This window comes from Paenibacillus sp. GCM10027627 (genome assembly GCF_042675505.1).
Lineage (GTDB): Bacteria > Bacillota > Bacilli > Paenibacillales > Paenibacillaceae > Pristimantibacillus.
Genome location: NZ_JBHTHB010000004.1, coordinates 408,143 through 427,130, shown reverse-complemented (window position 1 = coordinate 427,130; position 18,988 = coordinate 408,143). Strand labels below are relative to the sequence as shown.

The following is an 18,988-nucleotide window of genomic DNA, read 5'->3' as shown; positions in this document are numbered from 1 at the left end:
AAGGCGCGCCAGCGTTAGTACAATTTCTCATTCTGTTCGGCAGACGCGGCGGCTTCGGAGCTAGCGTCTCCATGCCATATGGCGGAAGAGCCGTTCTGGAGCGGATACAGCGGAACATGCAGCCATTTGCACCAAAAAATCATGCTGATAATCGTTAGGAATGCGCCGAACAGCACATCGGTCGCAAAATGATCGCCCATGATAATTCGGCTGTATGACGTACACAATCCCCAGCCGACGGCGGCTGCAAGCGCGAAGGTGCGCCAGCTCGACTTCATCGGCATAAAAAGCGCCCATGCCAGCATAGTCCAGCCGTTTGCGGAATGGCCCGACGGAAACGATTTGTGATGCTGGGACACTATTCCGTGCTGTTGCAAGCCTTGCGGCAAAAACCAGCTCGTGTATAGCGAATAATCCCCGTTCATGTTGCGGAAGCGGAGCCGTCCCCAAGAAATTTTGAGCACATTGACCAAAATCATTTCCGTGACCACGATAGCGATGCCCGCCCATGCAGCTAAAGTATAGGTCTGCATCGTCTTGACGGATACGCGTCTTAGCAGGAGCTGAGCGGCTATAATCAGCGCAGCGCCGATAAGGATACTGAAGGGAACAGCTTCGAGCCCTTTTATATCAAATTGGCGGGCGAGCGTAAAATAGCCGACAGCGAAACCGCCCGCAGTAGAAGAGAGTCCGCCTGCGAGGCGCATGAGCATTTGTTTTTTCCCCAGTGTGTAATAGCTTGTACGATATAGAAGGCTGCCCGCAGCCAACAAAACGATGAAAGCGGGATGCTCGCCGTATATTTCGAAAAACCGGCCGAACGCGGAATGTTGCTCGTTATATAAAGCAATGGACCATTCAAGCTCCTTGGAGCCGACAAAAAACATAAGCATGATCCAAGCTGCCAAGAACAGTAGGACCGTAAGTTTGAAGCTTTTGGCTGACAAAAAAATGCCCCTTTCACATATGGCGGTTTTGACTAGAACCTATCTATTATACATTTGTAACCGCCTCTAAGAAAGCTTAATGAGCTTAAAGATAAGCCATATGAAAAAATTGGAACGACATAATCGGCGGCCATTGTCCGGGAATACGATTCTCATTAAAAAATGGCAAACGGCCGCAACTGCCGGAACGGAAGGGACTTCACCCTTGACGAACCGGCCGCTGCGGCCGTTGCTTCTCTTTTTATATGTGTTAAGAAGTTACCCCAATATCCGGCGCTTTAGGCGCTTTCTGCTTTGGTTTTCCCTTCCAACTCCAGTAGGTCCAGATTCGCAGAAGCCATTCTACCGGGCCGATGCTGAATCGTTTTAAATACAGCGAGCTTGCGATCATCTGCAAAACGTAAATGCCAAGCGCGATGCCGATACCCGCCGTTACTCCTGCTTTGCCGAACAAGCCGAGGCCATAGCCGTAAAAGATAGTAGTGGCAATGACGGACTGCATCAAGTAGTTGGTCAGCGACAGCTTTCCTACTGCCGTAAAACCGTTAGTGAGCGCGGAGGATTGTCTGCCCGCCAGCAGCCATGCAAAACCCATCATATAGCCGATAGCAAGAATCGTTCCGCCAACCGCAATTCCGAAACCGCTAAGAAGAGACTCCGGCCAAACGTTGCTTATCGTTTTTAGAATGAGCCCAATCGGGATGAAGATAGAGGCATTTCGGAAAAAGAAGCGCCGATTTTCCAACGGATTTTTGAACCAGTTCTTTTTGGCGGCGTAAATGCCGAGCAGGAACAAAGGCGCCGTAAGCAAAGGCGCAACGAGCAGAGCAACGAGAAGCATCCATTCGTCTTCAAGCATTGGCGATTCTTCTTTCCGGAATTCAATAACTTCTCCGTACGTCCCATTCCCGTAAGCTTCTTTCGATTTAATAATGTAAGCCTCGACTTTTTCCTTTTCTAATCCCGTGGTACCGGTTAATTCACTGCCGCCTATAAGTCCCGCGAGTCCTAGTATGGAGAGCAGGACGATTGCCCAAATGAGCACGGTCTTCGCTTTTCTTCTCAAAAAGAAAAAGAGGAAGAAACCCATTAATCCATAAAACAGCAAGATGTCGCCTTCCCAAATGAAGTGGGAATGAAGGAAACCCAGCCCGAGCAGCAGAAGATAACGTCTCGATAAAATCCTTCTGAACTTCAGCCCTTTGTTTTCGAGGCTCTCCATCATTTTGTAGAGGCCGAAGCCGAAGAGGAACGTAAAGATCGGCATAAAGCTGCTTTCGATAACAATTTTTACAAAAACGTGCATTCCTTTTTCAAAAGCCGACAGTTGGAACAGCTCCAGCTCATCCTTGCCTAGCATTCCGAATTGGAAGATGAGCATATTGGACAACAAAATGCCGAGCAAACTAATGCCGCGGATCGTATCCACGATTTGTTGCCTGTTGCTTGATTGAATCATCGCTAATCACCTCTAAAGCCTATTGTAAATACTTGTAATTACCGTACGTTTATGTAAAGCTTACTTTTTGCTAAACATTTCTACTGCCGTTAAACGGGAATTAAGATTTATATAGTAAAATAAAGGCGGAGGGGATTCAAGTGGATTATACGAATGCCAGAATTGTCATGATTGACGATGAGCGGGCCATTACGAAAATGATCGAGATGACGCTGCGCAAGGAAGGTTTCCGTCATCTGTATGCCGCGGAGACGGCCGCCGATGGGCTCAGGCTGATCGAGCGTCACGGAGCTGATATCGTTTTGCTGGACGTCATGCTGCCGGATCAGACCGGATTTGACCTCTGTCCGAAAATAAGAGATATTTCGAGTGCTCATATTATATATTTGACCGCCAGAACATCCGATTTGGATGTGCTTACTGGTTTTGCAACCGGAGGAGACGATTACGTCACGAAGCCGTTTAATCCGCTCGAAATTGCTGCACGGATCAAGGCCAGGCTGCGTCGGGGCAGCGCTTTGTCTGCGGTTCCGCCTGAAGAGAAGCGGCAACGGTACGATTTCGGCCGATTCGTACTCGATGATGCGGCTGGAGAGCTTATTGTAGATGGGAAATCCGTCTCTTGTCCGGCTATGGTATATCAGCTGCTTCATTTTTTATGCAAATATCCAAACCTGGTGTTTTCCAAGGCTCAGCTCTATGAATCGGTATGGGGGATGGAAGGCGACGGGGACGACAATACGGTCATGGTGCATATCCGAAAAATTCGGGAAAAAATCGAAAAAAACCCGAGCGAACCCGAATGTCTCCTTACGGTGAGAGGACTTGGCTACAAGCTGGTGAGGGAGAAGACGTTATGAGCAGCATAAGGAGAAGGCTGACTCTCCATTTTACATATCAAATGCTGCTTTTGTTTGTGTTTGTCCTTGCCATAATGGCTATTATTGTTCTCACGATCGTGTCGCTCCTCATGAATGAGGATTTAAAGCGAACGTTTCCTACCGCTTCTTTGGACGCTATTATTACGGAAACGCTCGTGACCGAAAAAAGCGCGGACGTCCCTAAACGATGGGAAAAACAGCTTCAAAAGCAGGGGTACTGGCTGCAAGTCGTCAATTACAAAGGGAACGTGATGTACAGCAGCAATGCTCCGGACGAGATTCCCGTTTCCTATACGGCGGGGCAACTGCTAACTATTCAAAAAACGAAAAGGTTTGGTCCTTATGATTTGATGACCGGTTTGGACGATAGCGTGCCGAATTCCGCTTTGTTTCTGCTTGGACATGTCAATGAGGGAGCCGTTGCGGTGGAGGCGATATTCCGTACCTATTCGCAAAATGGACTTCCAAGAGCGGAGGATACGGCGAAGCTTTCGAAAGAACTTAAAGCTGAGGAACGGTCGCTGGAAGTGATGGACGACAGCGGAAAGGTAGTGCAAACGTACGGTATGCCGACCGCCGTTCAATCGTACGAACCGCTTGAACTCGTGCGGATGGAAACGCTGAAAGGCTATTATCCCACCAATGTCTCGGTTTATGCCGACATGGATTCCGGTTATTTCTGGGTGCTCCATGACGCGAAACAAGGCAGCTACGTCAAGCAGCCGTTTTTGAAGGATCTTATTATAGCGTCCTGCGCGGTGGGGGCGTTTGTCCTGGCAGCTACGCTTGCGTTTTCTATTTATCACGGATATCGGTATGGCAGGCCGCTTTTGCTGTTTATTGAATGGTTCAGGAGGCTGGGACAAGGCAACTACAAGGATACGCTCTCCGAAAAGGAACGCAAAAGAATTTATCGGAAAAGCGGAAAGCTGCGCAGCCGTTACAAGCTTTATAAAGAAGTGATCGACGGCTTCCACGACATGGCCTCCAAGCTGGATGCAGCGGAGCAGGATCGCCTTCGTCTGGAGAAAACCCGCGAAGAATGGATGTCGGGCATTTCGCATGATTTGCGGACTCCGCTCAGCACGATTCAAGGCTACGGTCACCTGCTGGAAAGCGGACAATTCGGCTGGAGCGACGAGGAGCTGCGGGATATGGGAGAGACGATTCGGGAAAAAAGCGATTATATGATCGATTTGATTCAGGACTTTTCCCTTGCGTTCCAGTTAAAAAACAAGCAGGTTCCTTTTGAAGTTACGAGGGTGGAACTGGGCGAATTCGTCAGAAGGATTGTGCTGAAATACGTGAATGACATTACACTCGGCGATGTGGTCTTCCATTATGGAGGGGAGGATCATCCCGTTTATGTGATGGCGAACGATAAATGGTTTACGCGCATGATGGACAATATTTTAATCAATGCCGTCAAGCATAATCCGCCTGGTACAGCCATTACGGTAACGCTGCAACAGTGGGAAGAAGAAGCGGTTTTATTCGTTAGAGACAATGGCGGGGGCATGGATGAAGAAACTTTGCGCAATTTGTTCGATAGATACTACAGAGGGACAAATACGGAAGAGAGCAGCGATGGCGTTGGACTCGGCATGAATATCGCTAAATCGATTGTTATGGCGCATAACGGCACCATTCAAGCCGACTCCGGCAAGGGACGAGGCACGTTAATTACGATGCGTTTTCCGGCGGTTGAGGATGGCGATGGAAATAAGACCTCTTCTTAAGTTAAAGAAGCGTTTGGAGTGGCAAGGTTGTTGAATTGGCGGACGGTTGCCGATTTGGCGGCCTTTTTTCATTGGAAGAGGAGGGGACGAAGGCATAAAGTCGGAATACGAGCTTGAAGTACAGTTTAGATGGTAATCCCATAATTATATATGAGCTTAAAGGTTGACAGCAGAGCTTGCATGCCATATTATATACCCCATAGGGTATTAAGGGCTTTCCCTTCAGAATTCCTTTTGCGGCAGTTGGCAGTCGTGCATGAGGGTAGGAAATCGAAGAGAAAGTATTTTTTTAAACTTTTATATACCCCCTATAGTATATAGCGATGGAGGGTCAGACAGATGAGCAACGAGCTAAAGCGGCAGACGAGCCTACGGGTGGATGTAAGTCTGGATTGTATCGGTCTTGCATGTCCGATGCCGATTGTACGTACGAAAAAAGCAATGGACGGTATGGCTGCGGGCCAAGTGATTGAAATACAGGCGACGGACAAAGGCTCGCTCGCGGATTTGCAATCCTGGTCGAAAAAGGCCGGTCACGACTTTCTTGGATCGATGGAAGAGGGCGGAGTGCTTAGACATTATGTGCGTAAGCTGTCGCAGAGCGAAGCCGGTGCTGAACCGAGCTATGCACAAACCGTTTCCAACAAGGAGTTTGCGGCCAAGCTGCGAGATGGTGAAGAGCTTGTTTTGCTGGATGTAAGGGAAGCGGCGGAGTTTGCATTTGGTCATATATCAGGAGCTAGGTCGCTGCCTTTAGGGGAATTGGAAAACCGTTTATCCGAGCTTCATCAAGAGCAAAATCTATTTGTTATTTGCCGAACGGGGAAGCGGAGCGATTTGGCCTGTCAGTTGCTTGCGGACAACGGTTTTAAGAACGTGTGGAATGTGCTGCCGGGTATGGCGTCTTGGGATGGGGAAAAGGAGGGATAAAGCATGGCGGAAGAGAGTGAAGTCCAAGCAAAAGCAATGGATGCAGCGCAGCTCGCAGGCTATGTGGTAAGTGGAAAAGAGCTGGTTATATTGGATGTCCGCAATGAGGAGGACTTTGCCAATTGGACGATTGAAGGGCGAGGAGTACGAAGCGTCAATATTCCGTATTTTGAATTGCTGGAAGGGGTAGAAGAAGCTATTCGGCAACTGCCGCGCGACAAGGAGGTTTTGGTCGTCTGCGCGAAGGAGGGCTCTTCTATTTTTGTAGCAGATCAGTTGGTCGAGGCGGGCATGGCAGACGTTCGCTATTTGAAGGGCGGTATGAAGGCGTGGAGCGAGCATGTGGAGCCAGTTAAAATCGGGGATCTGGAGGGCGGCGGATCGCTGTACCAGTTTGTGCGGCTTGGCAAAGGCTGCTTATCTTATATGGCAATATCAGACGGGGAAGCCGCAGTAATTGATGCCATACGGACTACGGATGTGTATGAACGGTTCGCGGCGGAGCAAGGGGCTGTCATTAAGCACACGATAGATACTCATCTCCATGCGGATCATATTTCAGGCGGCCGAAAGCTGGCGGAGAAGACGGGAGCGGTGTACTGGCTGCCTCCAAAGGATGCGGGAGGGGTGGCCTTTATCTATGAGAAGCTGGAAGAAGGAGCAGTCATCCCGATTGGCGGCTCAAAATCCGAGCTGCGTGCTCTTTACTCGCCGGGCCATACGATTGGCAGTACTTCGATTCTAATCGACGGTCGCTATCTATTGACCGGTGATATCTTATTTGTTTCTTCAATCGGCCGGCCGGATTTGGCTGGTCAAGCGGAGGATTGGGCGGGCGATTTGCGGACGACGCTTTACGAGCGATATCCTCTGCTTTCCAAAAGACTGGTGGTTTTGCCCGCACATTATTCCGGCATTGAAGAGCTTGGCGAGGACGGCAGAGTGGCAGCGGAGCTTGGCGAATTGTTTGCAAGCAATCCCGGTCTTAAGCTGGACAGTCCGGCTGCTTTCAGGAGGACGGTAACGGAACAGCTTCCGCCGCAGCCTAACTCATTTACCGCTATACGCGAAACGAATATGGGAAAGCTGCAACCGTCGCTGGAAGAGCAGAGCGAGATGGAACTCGGCCCGAATAGATGCGCGGTTCACGGTAACTAAAACGATAAAAGGAAAGGAAGGATACACGATGAAAGCTGATAAAGTAGTCGATACAAAAGGAATGGCCTGTCCGATGCCGATTGTAAAAGCGAAAAAAGCGCTTGATGGCATGGCAGCCGGCGAAGTGATGAAGGTGCTGTCGACGGACCGGGGATCGGTGCAAGATTTTGGAGCATGGGTGAAAGGCACTAAGCATGAGATGGTGAAACATGAGGTAGAGGATGGCGTTTTTGTTTTCTATGTCCGAAAGCAGTAATGGAGCCCCTATTGCTATTCCCGCTTTAGCGAGCTATATTACCCTTAGGGGTATGAAAGATCGTGAACTGAAAGGAGCGGCGGAAGAAATGCATCAATATGATGAAAATGTGACTCGCAGGCTGAAGCGAATGGAAGGGCAAGTACGCGGCGTGCTGAAAATGATGGAGGAACGCAAGGACTGCAAAGATGTCGTTGCACAGCTGTCCGCCGTCCGCAGCGCAGCCGACAAGGCGATGGCCTATATTGTGGCGCAAAATTTGGAGCAATGCATTGTGGAAGAAATCGAGCGGGGCGGAGATACAGGGAAGCTTGTTCAAGAGGCTGTTGAGCTGTTGATCAAAAGCCGATAAAGGGCGTGCGGCGGGATCGATAGAGCCATTTGAGCAATTCGCAAAGAACGGGATGATGGTGGAGTCAGGAGACAAAATATCATTCCTTTTATTTTGAGTTTTTTAATACCCTGCAGGGTATTTTGTGAAAAAAGAAAAGCGCAGTATAAACAATAATTGCAGTCTAATTAATCGCAATTTAAACAATAATTGAAGCCTAAATAATAATTTCAATCTAAACAATAATTTCAATCTAAACAATAATTGCAGTCTAGAGGAGGGTGCCGGATGAGTGCGGAAGCTGCGGCTCTTGTGCAGGAGAAGGAAAGGACAACGATCGTTCTGTTTAGCGGCGATCTCGATAAGGCGATAGCGGCTTTTATTATTGCGAACGGGGCGGCGGCTTACGATCACGAAGTAACTATTTTCTTTACGTTTTGGGGACTGAATACGATGCGGAAGGATGAGCCCGTCCAAACGGACAAGGGCTTGCTGGAGCGAATGTTTGGGTGGATGATGCCAAGAGGAGCCCGGAAGCTTGGATTGTCTAAAATGAACATGGCGGGCATGGGCCCCCAAATGATCAAGCATGTTATGAAAAAGCATAACGCGCTTACGCTGCCGCAATTAATTGAGCTGGCGCAGGAACAAGGCGTCAAGCTGGTTGCGTGCACGATGACAATGGACCTGCTTGGTTTGAAGCAGGAGGAGCTGATTGACGGCATGCAGTATGCCGGCGTGGCGGCTTATTTGGGCGATGCGTCAGAAGCGAAGGTCAATTTGTTTATATAAAGAAAGATTGGGCTGTCCCAAAAGTAAGTTTTCTTGCTTAACGAGATGGCTTGTTTGAATCAAAAGCAGCACAACTAAAGGAATGGCGATGTTGAGGAGCGCAATTCATCCCTTCACAGCTATTCCTGTTTTGGGTCTATAGCTGTCTTCTATAGCAGATTGTGGGAGAACGAAAGCCACCCGACCTCAAGGCTTTTGGGCACAACTAAATATCCGAAAGGGCGAGTCGTGAGAGCTCCAGTGGTTTCTGGCACAACTAAATGTCCGAAAGGAAGCTCCACGAGCGCTCCAGTGGTTTTTGGCACAATTAAATATCCGAAAGGGGACTCCCCGAGAGCTCCAGTGGTTTTTGGCACAACTAAAAGTCCGAAAGGGAGCTCCGCGAGCGCTCTAGTTGTTTCTGGCACAACTAAAAGTCCGAAAGGTCATGCTGTGAGAGCTCTAGTGGTTTCTGGCACAACTAAAAGTCTGAAAGGGAGCTCCGCGAGAGCTCTAGTTGTTTCTGGCACAACTAAATATCCGAAAGGGTGCGCTGAGAGAGCTCCAGTGGTTTTTGGCACAACTAAATATCCGAAAGGTCACGCTGTGAGAGCTCTAGTGGTTTTTGGCACAACTAAATGTCCGAAAGGGGGCTCCCCGAGCGCTCTAGTGGTTTCTGGCACAACTAAAAGTCCGAAAGGGGGCTCCCCGAGAGCTCCAGTGGTTTTTGGCACAACTAAATATCCGAAAGGGCACGCTGTGAGAGCTCTAGTGGTTTTTGGCACAACTAAAAAGTCCGAAAGGGTACGCCGCGAGAGCTCCAGTGGTTTCTGGCACAACTAAATGTCCCGAAAGGGGGCTCCCCGAGAGCTCCAGCGGTTTCCCGCACGGGCAACGGCGGGCACTACTTTTCCAAGGTTGTGCTTTTTCGCAAAAAAAGTAAAGAAGCTGCCCAAAAGGGAACGACAATCGAGCCGGTCCCAAATGCAAAGCCAAAAAACCTTCAAATCCACCGCTACAGTGGGTTTGAAGGCTTCTTTATTGTTTAAAAAAATAGTAAACATGGGGAGGGAGATCAAAAATGACTTTTGGGACAACTCCCTTTCCTGACGGGGGCACCCTTATTTCGATTCCCAATCTTTGCCGCTGTTTAAATACTTTTCGGTCAGGATGGACAGAAGCTGAATGCCGACTTGATTGTGGCCGCCCTCGGGAATAATGAGATCGGCATATTTTTTCGACGGCTCGATAAAAGCTTCGTGCATAGGCTTGACCGTGTTCAAGTATTGGTCGTGAATGGACTGAATGGAGCGCCCGCGCTCTTCGATATCACGCACAACCCTGCGCAAAATGCGGACATCGGGATCGGTGTCCACGAATACTTTTATATCAAGCAGCTTGCGAAGCCTTTCATCCGAGAGGACATGCAGCCCTTCCAAAATGATGATGGGATTCGGCTTCAGCTCAATTTTTTTGTCCGAAAATCTGCCGTGTACCGTAAAATCGTAAACAGGCGCGTATGCAAGGGAGCCCCCTCTAAGCAGAAGCAAATCTTGAATAAGCAGCTCATTGTCAAAAGCAAGCGGATGGTCGTAATTGACGACCTCGCGTTCGCTCATGCTGAGCTGCGACTGTTCTTTGTAATAGTTGTCCTGCGAAATAAAGGTGACATTCTCTTCACCCATATTGTCAATGACGGAGCGTGCCACGGTCGTTTTGCCGGAGCCCGTTCCTCCTGCGATTCCTATAATAAGCATGCGGTTGCATAACCCTCCTGAATTGTAGTGCCAACATAACTCAAGTATTGTAGCATAGCGAGCGACGTTTTTCATCCCAGATCGTCTTAAGGAAAAAATCGTTATATAATTTAGGGGTGAAGTTACGTATAATGATAGCTCAGAATGCAATGAAAGCGCTTGTGGGAAATAGTATGGCCTAGATTAACAATGTCCGATTCGGAGTTATTTTATAGGATTGAGAGTTCATATAGAGGACAAAGCCGGGAGGGGATTCGATGAAAGGATATATGTTGTCGCTGGATCAAGGGACGACGAGTACGCGCGCGCTGCTTGTGGACCAAAGCGGGGGGATTGTCGCGATTGCCCGCGAGGAGCTTCCGCTTCAGTATCCCGAGCCGGGAGCCGTGGAAGCGGATGCTTTGTTCATTTGGGAGTCGGCAAAGCGGGTGATGAACGAAGTGCTGGCGACGAGCGGCATTGGAGCAGAAAACATAGCTGCTATCGGCATTACGAATCAGCGGGAGACGACGGTCGTCTGGGACAAATCGACGGGAAAACCGATCCATTCCGCAATCGTCTGGCAGTCCCGGCAGTCGTCCGGCATATGCGAGCGGCTCAAGGCGGCAGGGCATAACGCGGCGGTGCGCGAGCGAACGGGCCTGCTTATCGACGCCTATTTTTCGGGAACAAAGGTGACTTGGCTGCTGGAAAATGTGCCTAGAGCACGCGAGCGAGCCGCCAACGGGGAGCTGTTATTTGGCACGATTGAAACTTGGCTGATTTGGAATTTGACTGGCGGAAAGTGTCACGTGACCGATGTGTCCAACGCATCGAGAACGCTCATGTTTAATATTCATAAAAGGCAATGGGATGAAGAGCTGCTCCATCTGCTCAATGTTCCACAATCTTTGCTGCCTGAAGTGAAGTCATCTTCAGAAATATACGGCTATACCGAGCAGGAGCTGTTCGGCTGTCCGATTCCCATCGCGGGAGCGGCGGGCGATCAGCAGGCGGCTTTGTTCGGCCAGACGGCTTTTGAAGAAGGGGCCACCAAAAACACGTACGGTACAGGTTGCTTTATGTTGATGAATACCGGAGAGCGGGCGATCCAGTCGCAAAAAGGGCTGCTCACCACTATCGCGTGGGAAGTGGGCGGCAAGCTGGAATATGCGCTCGAAGGCAGCGTATTTGTCGCCGGAGCAGCGGTGCAATGGCTGCGCGACGGCCTCGGGCTAATCGGCAGCGCTGCTGAGACGGAGGAGTTGGCGGAATCGGTGGAGTCGACGGATGGCGTATACGTGGTTCCCGCCTTTGTCGGGCTCGGCACGCCCTATTGGAATAGCGACGTAAGGGGCTCCGTATTCGGTCTTACACGCGGTACGACCAAAGCCCATTTTGTAAGAGCGGTGCTGGAGTCGCTCGCATACCAAACGAGAGATGTGCTTGATGTGATGGAAGAGGAATCCGGCTTGTCGCTCCGTTCCTTGTCCGTTGACGGCGGGGCGGTGTCCAACGATCTCCTTATGCAATTCCAAAGCGATATGCTGCATGTGCCTGTGGAGCGTCCATCCGAGCTGGAGTCGACAGCGCTTGGCGCCGCTTATTTGGCGGGGCTTGCCATCGGCTTTTGGGGAAGTCGCGAAGAACTGGCGAAACTGCGCAAAGTCGATCGGGTATTCCATCCCGAAATGCCGGATGATCGTAGGGAAAGCCTCTACGCCGGCTGGCAGAGAGCGGTCAAGGCCGCTATGGCTTTTTAGAAAAGGCAAATCGATCAGCAAACTCGTCACTTCTTCTTCGAGAAGAATGGGGGTTTGCGGTTTTTTTGTAAAGGGATGTGGCAAATGGCGGCAATTCGGTTAAGATAACCATACGATACTAGGAGGGTTGCCGGGAGGGAATGCCAATGGAAAAAGAAAAGCAGCCGATTATGTTCAGCGCCCAGAACCGACTTGCCATTTTGGAGAGGATGGAAGCGGAGCGGCTTGACTTGCTTGTTGTTGGAGGCGGCATCACGGGAGCGGGCATCGCGCTTGACGCCTCGTCGAGAGGGATGAAGGTCGGTTTGGTGGACATGCAGGACTTCGCGGCGGGCACCTCCAGCCGCTCAACTAAGCTTGTGCATGGCGGCTTGCGTTATTTGAAGCAGCTGGAAATCGGCGTAGTGGCGGAAGTTGGCAAGGAACGGGCCATCGTCTACGAAAACGGACCTCATATTACGACGCCGGAATGGATGCTGCTCCCCCTGTATAAAGGAGGCACCTTCGGCAAGCTGTCCACTTCCATTGGACTGCGCGTTTACGATTTTCTCGCCGGGGTGAAGAGGGGAGAGCGCCGTAAAATGCTGAGCGGAGCGGAGACGCTTGCCAAAGAGCCGCTGCTTAAACGGAATGGGCTCAAAGGAGGCGGCTATTACGTCGAATATCGGACGGACGACGCGAGGCTGACGATTGAGACGATGAAAAAAGCGGCGGAATACGGCGCGCTTGCCGTCAATTATGCGGAAGTTCGGGAGTGGCTGAAGGACGACGGCGGCAAGCTTCAAGGGGCGTTGATCCAGGATGCCGCAAGCGGCAGGGAGTTCCGCATCTATGCGGCTAAGGTGGTAAATGCCACCGGGCCATGGGTAGACGACATGCGAGAGCTGGACGGCTCGAAAAAAGGCAAGACGCTGCGGCTCACAAAAGGAGTCCATTTGGTGTTTGACGGGAGAAGATTTCCGCTGCGGCAAGCGGTTTATTTCGATACGCCGGACGGACGCATGGTTTTCGCCATTCCTCGCGAAGGCAAAACTTATTTTGGCACAACCGATACGAACTTTAAGGGTGATACGGCGAGCCCAACGATGAGCGCAGAAGACCGTACTTATTTGCTTCGAGCGGCCAACCACATGTTTCCCGGACTGGGCTTGAAAGCGGAAGATGTGGAGTCGAGCTGGGCGGGGCTTAGGCCGCTTATTCAGCAGGAAGGAAAGGCACCGTCGGAAGTTTCGCGGAGGGACGAAATTTTTGTGTCTCCATCCGGACTTGTCTCCATAGCGGGGGGCAAGCTGACCGGCTACCGCAAGATGGCGGAATCGGTCGTGAACCGAGTGGCGTCTTTGCTGAAAAAGGAAGGGCATCCAGGCCGCTTTGGGGAATGCCGGACGGAATCCATTCCTCTTTCGGGCGGGGAAGTTGGCGGAGCGGCTTCATTTGAAACGTATGCTGTGCAAAAAGCGGAGAACGGACAGAAGCTCGGCTTCGGGCGGGAAGCAGCGCTTGAACTGGCCCGGCGTTACGGAGCGAATGTGGACGCTATATTTGCCTATGAGCCAGAAGTGCGGGAATGGGTGCAGCGGCATCGTTTGCCGCTCCCTTGGGCGGTTCAGCTTCGTTATGCGATGGACCGGGAAATGGCTGCGACTCCTGCCGATTTTTTGATCCGGCGAACGGGCAGCCTGTTTTTTCGGATGGAAGAGGCGAAGCGATGGAAGGGCGCGGTGATCGCCATTATGGCGGAGCAGCTCGGCTGGTCGAAGGATGAGCGGATTCGGCATGAGGAGGAACTGGAGAGACGGCTTCTGGAAGCGGTAAAGCCTGTTGAAGCTTAGACATCTATTTTTCTGGCAATCTTTCATACGACAGCAACCGACAAAAATATGATAGAATAAGGGAAATAGCCTAGCGGATTCGGCGTGTCCGTTTCTGCAAGAAGCAGGTGGGTGATCTCCCTATGAAAATGAAAGCATATGCGGCAGCCATCGTTTTACTTTTATTGTTCCCGTTTGCGGCTAATACGGCCGAAGCGAATGTGATCGACCGCATCAAAGATATTTATGAAACGCCCGACAAGTTGAAGGAAATGCAGGAGCAGTACGATGCCGCTGCGAAGCAGATGGAGGCTCAGCTTGAGCAGTCCCGGCAGCAAACTCAGGCTTTAATTGAAAGCAACGAAACGTACCGCGAGCAAAATGAAGCGCTCATGGCGGAGAACGAGGCGCTTGTCACCAAGATGGAGCAAGCGGAGGCGAGCCGGAAGTCGCTGTACCGCAAGGCGATGTGGGCGGCGGGCATTATTATTGGGCTTGCGGCTGCCTATGCGCTGTCCGTTCGGATTTGGCGCTATGCCGTTTGGCGCAAGCAAGGAAGAGAAAGGCAAGGAGTAACGCTGCCATGAACATAACGACTCCCGCCCAAGTCGGATTTGTGCGTGTGAGGCTAGAGGATAGTGAAGCGCTCCATGTGCTCAATCCTCAATCGATCGTCGCTTATCAAGGGGCTCCGCGAAGCCGCGAGGACCGTTTTATGGATTTGGGCGGCGTCTACCGCAAGAAGAAGTGGATTCGTTCCCGGCTGCAAGGCCCGTCCGAGCTGCTTCTCGGCTTGCCGGCCGGCTTTTCGCTGGAGGTTATCGATATCCCCGGTGAAAGCAATCTGTTGTTCGATTTCCGCCATGTAGCTTTATTTTCGGAAGGGATGACCTTCAAAACGAAAGTATTAAAGTGGAAAACGGCCTGGATTACGAAAGAATTGATGCGGATCAAATTTTCGGGGCCGGGCACGCTCGGTATTTTGACGGCGGGAGAACTCGCTTCGATTCAGCTCCACCCCGAACGCCCGTTGTTTGTGGACAAAAGCGCGCTTGTCGCTTATCCCGAGGACGCGAGCATTGGGTTGTCCGTCTACGGCAACTCGCTGGCCAGCCAGCATATGAATGTGCAGTGGGAGCTGCGGGGCAAGGGTCCCGTGCTGATCCAAACCGGCTCCCGCGACAGAGATTTGCAGGACAAGCTGATGGATGAAAGCTGGATCAAACGGCTGCTTAGAGAGGTGCTTCCGTTCGGCAGCGTTTATATTAAGTAAGAGTGCTCTTTTGGGAGCATTCTTTTTTTATTTCCGTATGTCTCGCCGTCGTCTCAGAGGACGGGTTTAAAGCCTCTTTCTCCGCTCACGATTCGCTTTACGGACATGCCGTTTTGATTGCAGGGCGAGAGGGAGTATAATAAGGACGAATGCTTATAAACGGAGAGGAGATGGAATGATGAAGTACAGACGGTTAGGCAGCACGGATCTGAACGTGTCGGTCGTCGGCATCGGCACTTGGCAGTTTGGCGGAGAATGGGGACGGGAATATACTCAAGCGGAAGCGGACGCCATTTTGGATAAAGGGCATGAGCTCGGCATCAACTTGATCGATACGGCAGAATGTTACGGCGACCATTTGTCCGAAAGGCTGATCGGGGATTACCTCAGCCGCAGAAATCGCGAGGATTGGATCGTCGCAACGAAGTTCGGCCATCATTTCCACAACCTGTTCACGAGAACGGATGTTTTTGATGCAGAAGGTGTTGTGAAGCAGCTTGACGCTTCCTTGCAGTCGCTCAAATTGGAATACATCGATCTTTACCAGTTCCATTCCGGTCCCGACGCTTCTTTCGACAACGACGAGCTGTGGACCACGCTCGATAAACAAATCGAAGCGGGCAAAATCCGCTTTTTGGGCACATCCATCGGCAGCAACGACAATTTGCATCAGACGGATGCTTCGTCCAAAGTCAATTCCAGAACGATCCAGGTCGTTTATAACAGGCTGGACCGTACGCCGGAAGAGCGCGTATTTCCATCCTGCGAGCGGCAAGACCTCGGCGTACTGGCGCGGGTGCCGCTTGCGAGCGGCTATTTGAGCGGAAAGTACAAGCCGGGCGCCGTATTCGCCGGCAATGACGTCCGCCACCGCCACGACGCGGAAGCGACTAAGCTGAAGCTTGCGGAAGTAGAGCGCATTGGCCGCGAGGAAGTTCCGCAAGGAGTCGATATGGCAAGCTGGGCGCTCGCTTGGTGCCTTAAGCATCCGGCTGTAACTTCGGTTATTCCGGGCTGCAAAGACCCGGCGCAAGTGGAATCCAACGCGAAAGCGGCTGAACTGGTAACAGAGCCGCATCCACAAGATGTACAATAAACAGCTTGTGCTTTAGCGCAAACGAAAAAAAGGGGGGCCGACAGGCTCCCCTTTAAGCTTTTTAAGCTGAGCGATATCACCTAGAAGAGATTAATTTAAACCAGAAATTTGCGATTGTTTCTTTCGCCGATTTTTGGTTTTTTTGTTGAAGGGACCGCATTGAGGCGATAGTTTCCCTATATTTTTTTCAGTAAACCCAGTCAAATTATGCTATATTGAATGTTGTAGTGCTGGATCGCGATAAAGAACAGAAGCATAACGGATTAAGGGGGCTTATCCTGTGCTCTTTCTGGAAGATTTTTTGCTGAATATGCTTATTATTTCTTCGCCGTTTATGCTGTACCCCTATATTCGAAAGGTAAAGAACAAATACGTGCCGTTTCGGGTATTGCTCTATCTTCTTTGTGCCACCGCAATTATTGTGACGATGTGTTTTCCCGTCTATTTCAACGGACTTACCTACGACTTTCGTTCCGTGCCGCTCGTGCTTGGTTCGTTGTACGGCGGTGGAGCCGTTTCTTTTATGCTGTTTGTCACTCTCATGGCCGGCCGCTTTTGGCTTGGCTACCCCGCCACGGTTATCTATGCCATGTCGTTTATGCCGAGTTACTTCATTGTGCTGACAGCTATTCGTTGGTATAAGCATGCTGCACTGAGTCAAAAAATTTTGCTGGCCATGGCGGCATGCACACTCGTAAAACTGATCACGTTTACCGCTTATTTATCGCTTGAGGGCAAGCTTGAGCTGTTTACGAACAAGCCGCTGCAAACCTTGCTAACCTATGCTATGCAAGCTGTCATTATAGGCTTGAGCGTCTATTTTATCGAGTTCGTCAATCGGTATTACGAGATGCAAGAGGAAGTGGTCAAAAGTGAAAAAATGAGGCTGATCAGCGATATGGCCGCCTCAGTAGCTCACGAAATTCGCAACCCTTTAACGTCGGTTAGAGGTTTTGTCTATTTGCTTGGAACTTCCGGCCTCAATGCCGAAAAGCGCAAGTTTTACAAAGAAATATGCTTCTCTGAGCTGGAGCGTGCGGAGCATATTATTTCGGACTATTTGTCGTTGACCAAAACCGATCCCGAGACGATGGATAAGCTCGATTTGAATGCCGAAATCCAGTATTTGTCCAATATTTTGTCGGCTTACGCGCGTTTGAACCGTGTGCAGCTGAATGTGATGCTGACCAAAGGGACTGAGCCTTGCATAATGGGTGACCGCAATAAGTTTCGGCAGGCGCTGATCAACATTGGGAAAAATGCGATAGAGGCGATGCCGGATGGGGGAATTTTGGAGCTTGTGACGGATATGCGAAGCGACAAAGCATTGGTCAGCATCCAAGATACCGGACACGGGATGTCGCAAGAGCAGCTCAGACGTCTAGGCACACCCTATTATTCAACCAAGGAGAAGGGAACGGGCCTTGGCACTATGATTTCATTCAGTATTATTAAGAAGATGGAAGGCAAAATCGATATTCGCAGCGAAGAAGGGAAAGGAACTACCTTTACACTAGCCTTCCGGCAATACAAGATTTAAAATATTCTGGAAATGTATTGACGCTTCAAATTTTATCCGATAGGATTACTTGTATTAACAGTTTATTACATACATAAGGAGAGAAGTCAGAATGAAACAGAAAAATCGGACAAGCGTGCTGCTTGTACTGCTGCTGGCTATTGTAATTGCGGCAACGGGATGTGGAGCGGATCCCGGCAAATCCGGGGGAGCTCTCAAAGAAGTCGAAAATCTTCCTGCCGCCCTTAAAGAGAAGGGCGATATTAACATTAAAGTCATTCGCAAAATCGGCGGCGACGACCATACCGCTCAATTTTTGGCGGGAGCCAAGCAAGAAGGAGAGGCGCTTGGTTTTAAGGTGGACACCTTTTCCGCTAACAACGATACGGCCAAGTTTCTAGATGCTATCGAGCAGGCGGCGAATAGCGATGCGGATGCGGTTGTACTGTCGCATGGCGATGATCCGGCAACGGTTAATGCGGTTCGCAAACTGAGGGAAAAAGGCATTGAGGTTGTCGCATTTGATTCCGTAGGCGAGCTTACTTCAGTAGAAGGCGTGACGCTCACCTCGCAAAAAGACGAGGCATTGGCGCAATACGCTTTGGATGAGCTGGTAGAAAAGCACGGTCAGGAAGCAAAAATCGTTTATTTGTGGGTAGACGGCTTCCCGCCGATGGTTCGCCGCAACAATGTTTATCAAGATGTGCTTGCTAAGTATCCTGGCATTAAAGAGGTAGACCGCTTCGGAGTTGCTTCGGCAAACACTTCGGTTGAAACGCAAAATGCGGTAGCGGCGATGCTGACGAAATATCCAAAAGGGGAGATCGACGCGATCTTCGCTACGTGGGACGCCTTTGCTATTGGAGCGACTCGCGCTTTGGTAGAAGCGGGACGTACGGAAATTAAAATTTACGGCATTGACGTTTCCAACGCCGATTTGCAAGCTATGCAAGAAGCGAACAGCCCTTGGGCGGCTACAGCGGCCGTCGATGCGAAGATGATCGGAGCGGTTAATTTAAGAATTGCTGCGAAAAAGCTGGCCCAAGAAGAAACGCCTGCAACCTACGATCTGGATGCGGCTTTGATCACTCAGGAGGATCTCAAAAAGTCTTCCGAGCCTGTAAATGTGGCAACGCTGGCGAACATCGTTCCAGGCTGGGGAACGACAACCGCTTTTGAAGAAGATTGGATGAAAGCTCTTAAGGAAGCTAATGCCAAATAATCCCGTTTGATGCTATAATAGTTTCAAATTGCAAGCGCCCTTGTCCAGTGGATGGGGGCGCTCTATCCTGTTTGGAGAGGAAGGTGCGGCTCTTGG

17 protein-coding genes are annotated in these 18,988 nt (G+C 50.5%); 14 read left to right on the top strand and 3 right to left on the bottom strand.

All coding sequences use genetic code 11. The features are described from left to right. Nucleotides 1-14 precede the first annotated feature (14 nt). Nucleotides 15-947: a phosphatase PAP2 family protein gene (locus ACFQZE_RS16585; protein WP_379358951.1), complete on the bottom strand. Its 933-nt coding sequence runs from the start codon at nt 945-947 to the stop codon at nt 15-17. 250 nt (nt 948-1,197) lie between these two features. Next, the gene (locus tag ACFQZE_RS16580; protein WP_379358949.1) at nt 1,198-2,406 is read right to left on the bottom strand and encodes a DUF418 domain-containing protein; all 1,209 of its coding nucleotides are present in this window, start codon (nt 2,404-2,406) and stop codon (nt 1,198-1,200) included. 167 nt (nt 2,407-2,573) lie between these two features. Between ACFQZE_RS16580 and ACFQZE_RS16575 the strand changes: the two genes are divergently transcribed. The 7 genes from ACFQZE_RS16575 to ACFQZE_RS16545 all read left to right on the top strand — a co-directional run bounded on the left by ACFQZE_RS16575 (nt 2,574) and on the right by ACFQZE_RS16545 (nt 8,493). Next, nucleotides 2,574-3,266 (top strand): winged helix-turn-helix domain-containing protein, encoded by a 693-nt coding sequence (locus ACFQZE_RS16575; RefSeq protein WP_379359293.1) that lies wholly within the window; start codon nt 2,574-2,576, stop codon nt 3,264-3,266. Next, on the top strand, nt 3,263-5,026 hold the full coding sequence (locus ACFQZE_RS16570; protein ID WP_379358947.1) for a sensor histidine kinase: 1,764 nt from the start codon (nt 3,263-3,265) through the stop codon (nt 5,024-5,026). The genes ACFQZE_RS16575 and ACFQZE_RS16570 overlap by 4 nt, the downstream gene beginning before the upstream one ends. A gap of 339 nt (nt 5,027-5,365) precedes the next feature. Next, complete coding sequence (locus ACFQZE_RS16565) at nt 5,366-5,956, top strand: sulfurtransferase TusA family protein (protein ID WP_379358945.1); 591 nt, start codon at nt 5,366-5,368, stop codon at nt 5,954-5,956. 3 nt (nt 5,957-5,959) lie between these two features. Then, on the top strand, nt 5,960-7,114 hold the full coding sequence (locus tag ACFQZE_RS16560; protein WP_379358943.1) for an MBL fold metallo-hydrolase: 1,155 nt from the start codon (nt 5,960-5,962) through the stop codon (nt 7,112-7,114). 28 nt (nt 7,115-7,142) lie between these two features. After that, the gene (locus tag ACFQZE_RS16555) at nt 7,143-7,370 is read left to right on the top strand and encodes a sulfurtransferase TusA family protein (RefSeq protein ID WP_379358941.1); all 228 of its coding nucleotides are present in this window, start codon (nt 7,143-7,145) and stop codon (nt 7,368-7,370) included. Nucleotides 7,371-7,458: 88 nt separating this feature from the next. Beyond that, a complete protein-coding gene (locus ACFQZE_RS16550; RefSeq protein WP_379359291.1) occupies nt 7,459-7,722 on the top strand; it encodes a metal-sensitive transcriptional regulator in 264 nt (87 codons plus the stop codon). A 267-nt stretch (nt 7,723-7,989) separates the two neighbouring features. After that, nucleotides 7,990-8,493, top strand: a complete 504-nt coding sequence (locus ACFQZE_RS16545; protein WP_379358939.1) for a DsrE/DsrF/DrsH-like family protein — start codon at nt 7,990-7,992, stop codon at nt 8,491-8,493. Nucleotides 8,494-9,593: 1,100 nt separating this feature from the next. On the opposite strand, the gene udk is transcribed toward ACFQZE_RS16545, so the two are convergent. Continuing rightward, complete coding sequence (gene udk, locus ACFQZE_RS16540) at nt 9,594-10,229, bottom strand: uridine kinase (protein ID WP_379358937.1); 636 nt, start codon at nt 10,227-10,229, stop codon at nt 9,594-9,596. Between the two features lie 257 nt (nt 10,230-10,486). Here udk and glpK point away from each other — a divergent pair, with 257 nt between their 5' ends. From glpK to ACFQZE_RS16505, 7 genes are all read left to right on the top strand, one after another. After that, the gene (gene glpK, locus ACFQZE_RS16535) at nt 10,487-11,971 is read left to right on the top strand and encodes a glycerol kinase GlpK (protein ID WP_379358935.1); all 1,485 of its coding nucleotides are present in this window, start codon (nt 10,487-10,489) and stop codon (nt 11,969-11,971) included. 146 nt (nt 11,972-12,117) lie between these two features. Next, nucleotides 12,118-13,803: a glycerol-3-phosphate dehydrogenase/oxidase gene (locus tag ACFQZE_RS16530; protein WP_379358933.1), complete on the top strand. Its 1,686-nt coding sequence runs from the start codon at nt 12,118-12,120 to the stop codon at nt 13,801-13,803. Nucleotides 13,804-13,925: 122 nt separating this feature from the next. Continuing rightward, nucleotides 13,926-14,369 (top strand): hypothetical protein, encoded by a 444-nt coding sequence (locus tag ACFQZE_RS16525; protein WP_379358931.1) that lies wholly within the window; start codon nt 13,926-13,928, stop codon nt 14,367-14,369. After that, the gene (locus tag ACFQZE_RS16520) at nt 14,366-15,055 is read left to right on the top strand and encodes an AIM24 family protein (RefSeq protein WP_379358929.1); all 690 of its coding nucleotides are present in this window, start codon (nt 14,366-14,368) and stop codon (nt 15,053-15,055) included. The genes ACFQZE_RS16525 and ACFQZE_RS16520 overlap by 4 nt, the downstream gene beginning before the upstream one ends. Before the next feature lie 178 nt (nt 15,056-15,233). After that, entirely contained in the window at nt 15,234-16,151 is a 918-nt protein-coding gene (locus tag ACFQZE_RS16515) for an aldo/keto reductase (RefSeq protein ID WP_379359289.1), read from the top strand. A gap of 280 nt (nt 16,152-16,431) precedes the next feature. Further along, nucleotides 16,432-17,691, top strand: coding sequence for an ATP-binding protein (locus ACFQZE_RS16510; protein WP_379358927.1), 1,260 nt, complete (start codon nt 16,432-16,434; stop codon nt 17,689-17,691). 91 nt (nt 17,692-17,782) lie between these two features. Continuing rightward, entirely contained in the window at nt 17,783-18,892 is a 1,110-nt protein-coding gene (locus ACFQZE_RS16505; RefSeq protein WP_379358925.1) for a sugar ABC transporter substrate-binding protein, read from the top strand. The last annotated feature ends 96 nt before the right edge of the window (nt 18,893-18,988 follow it).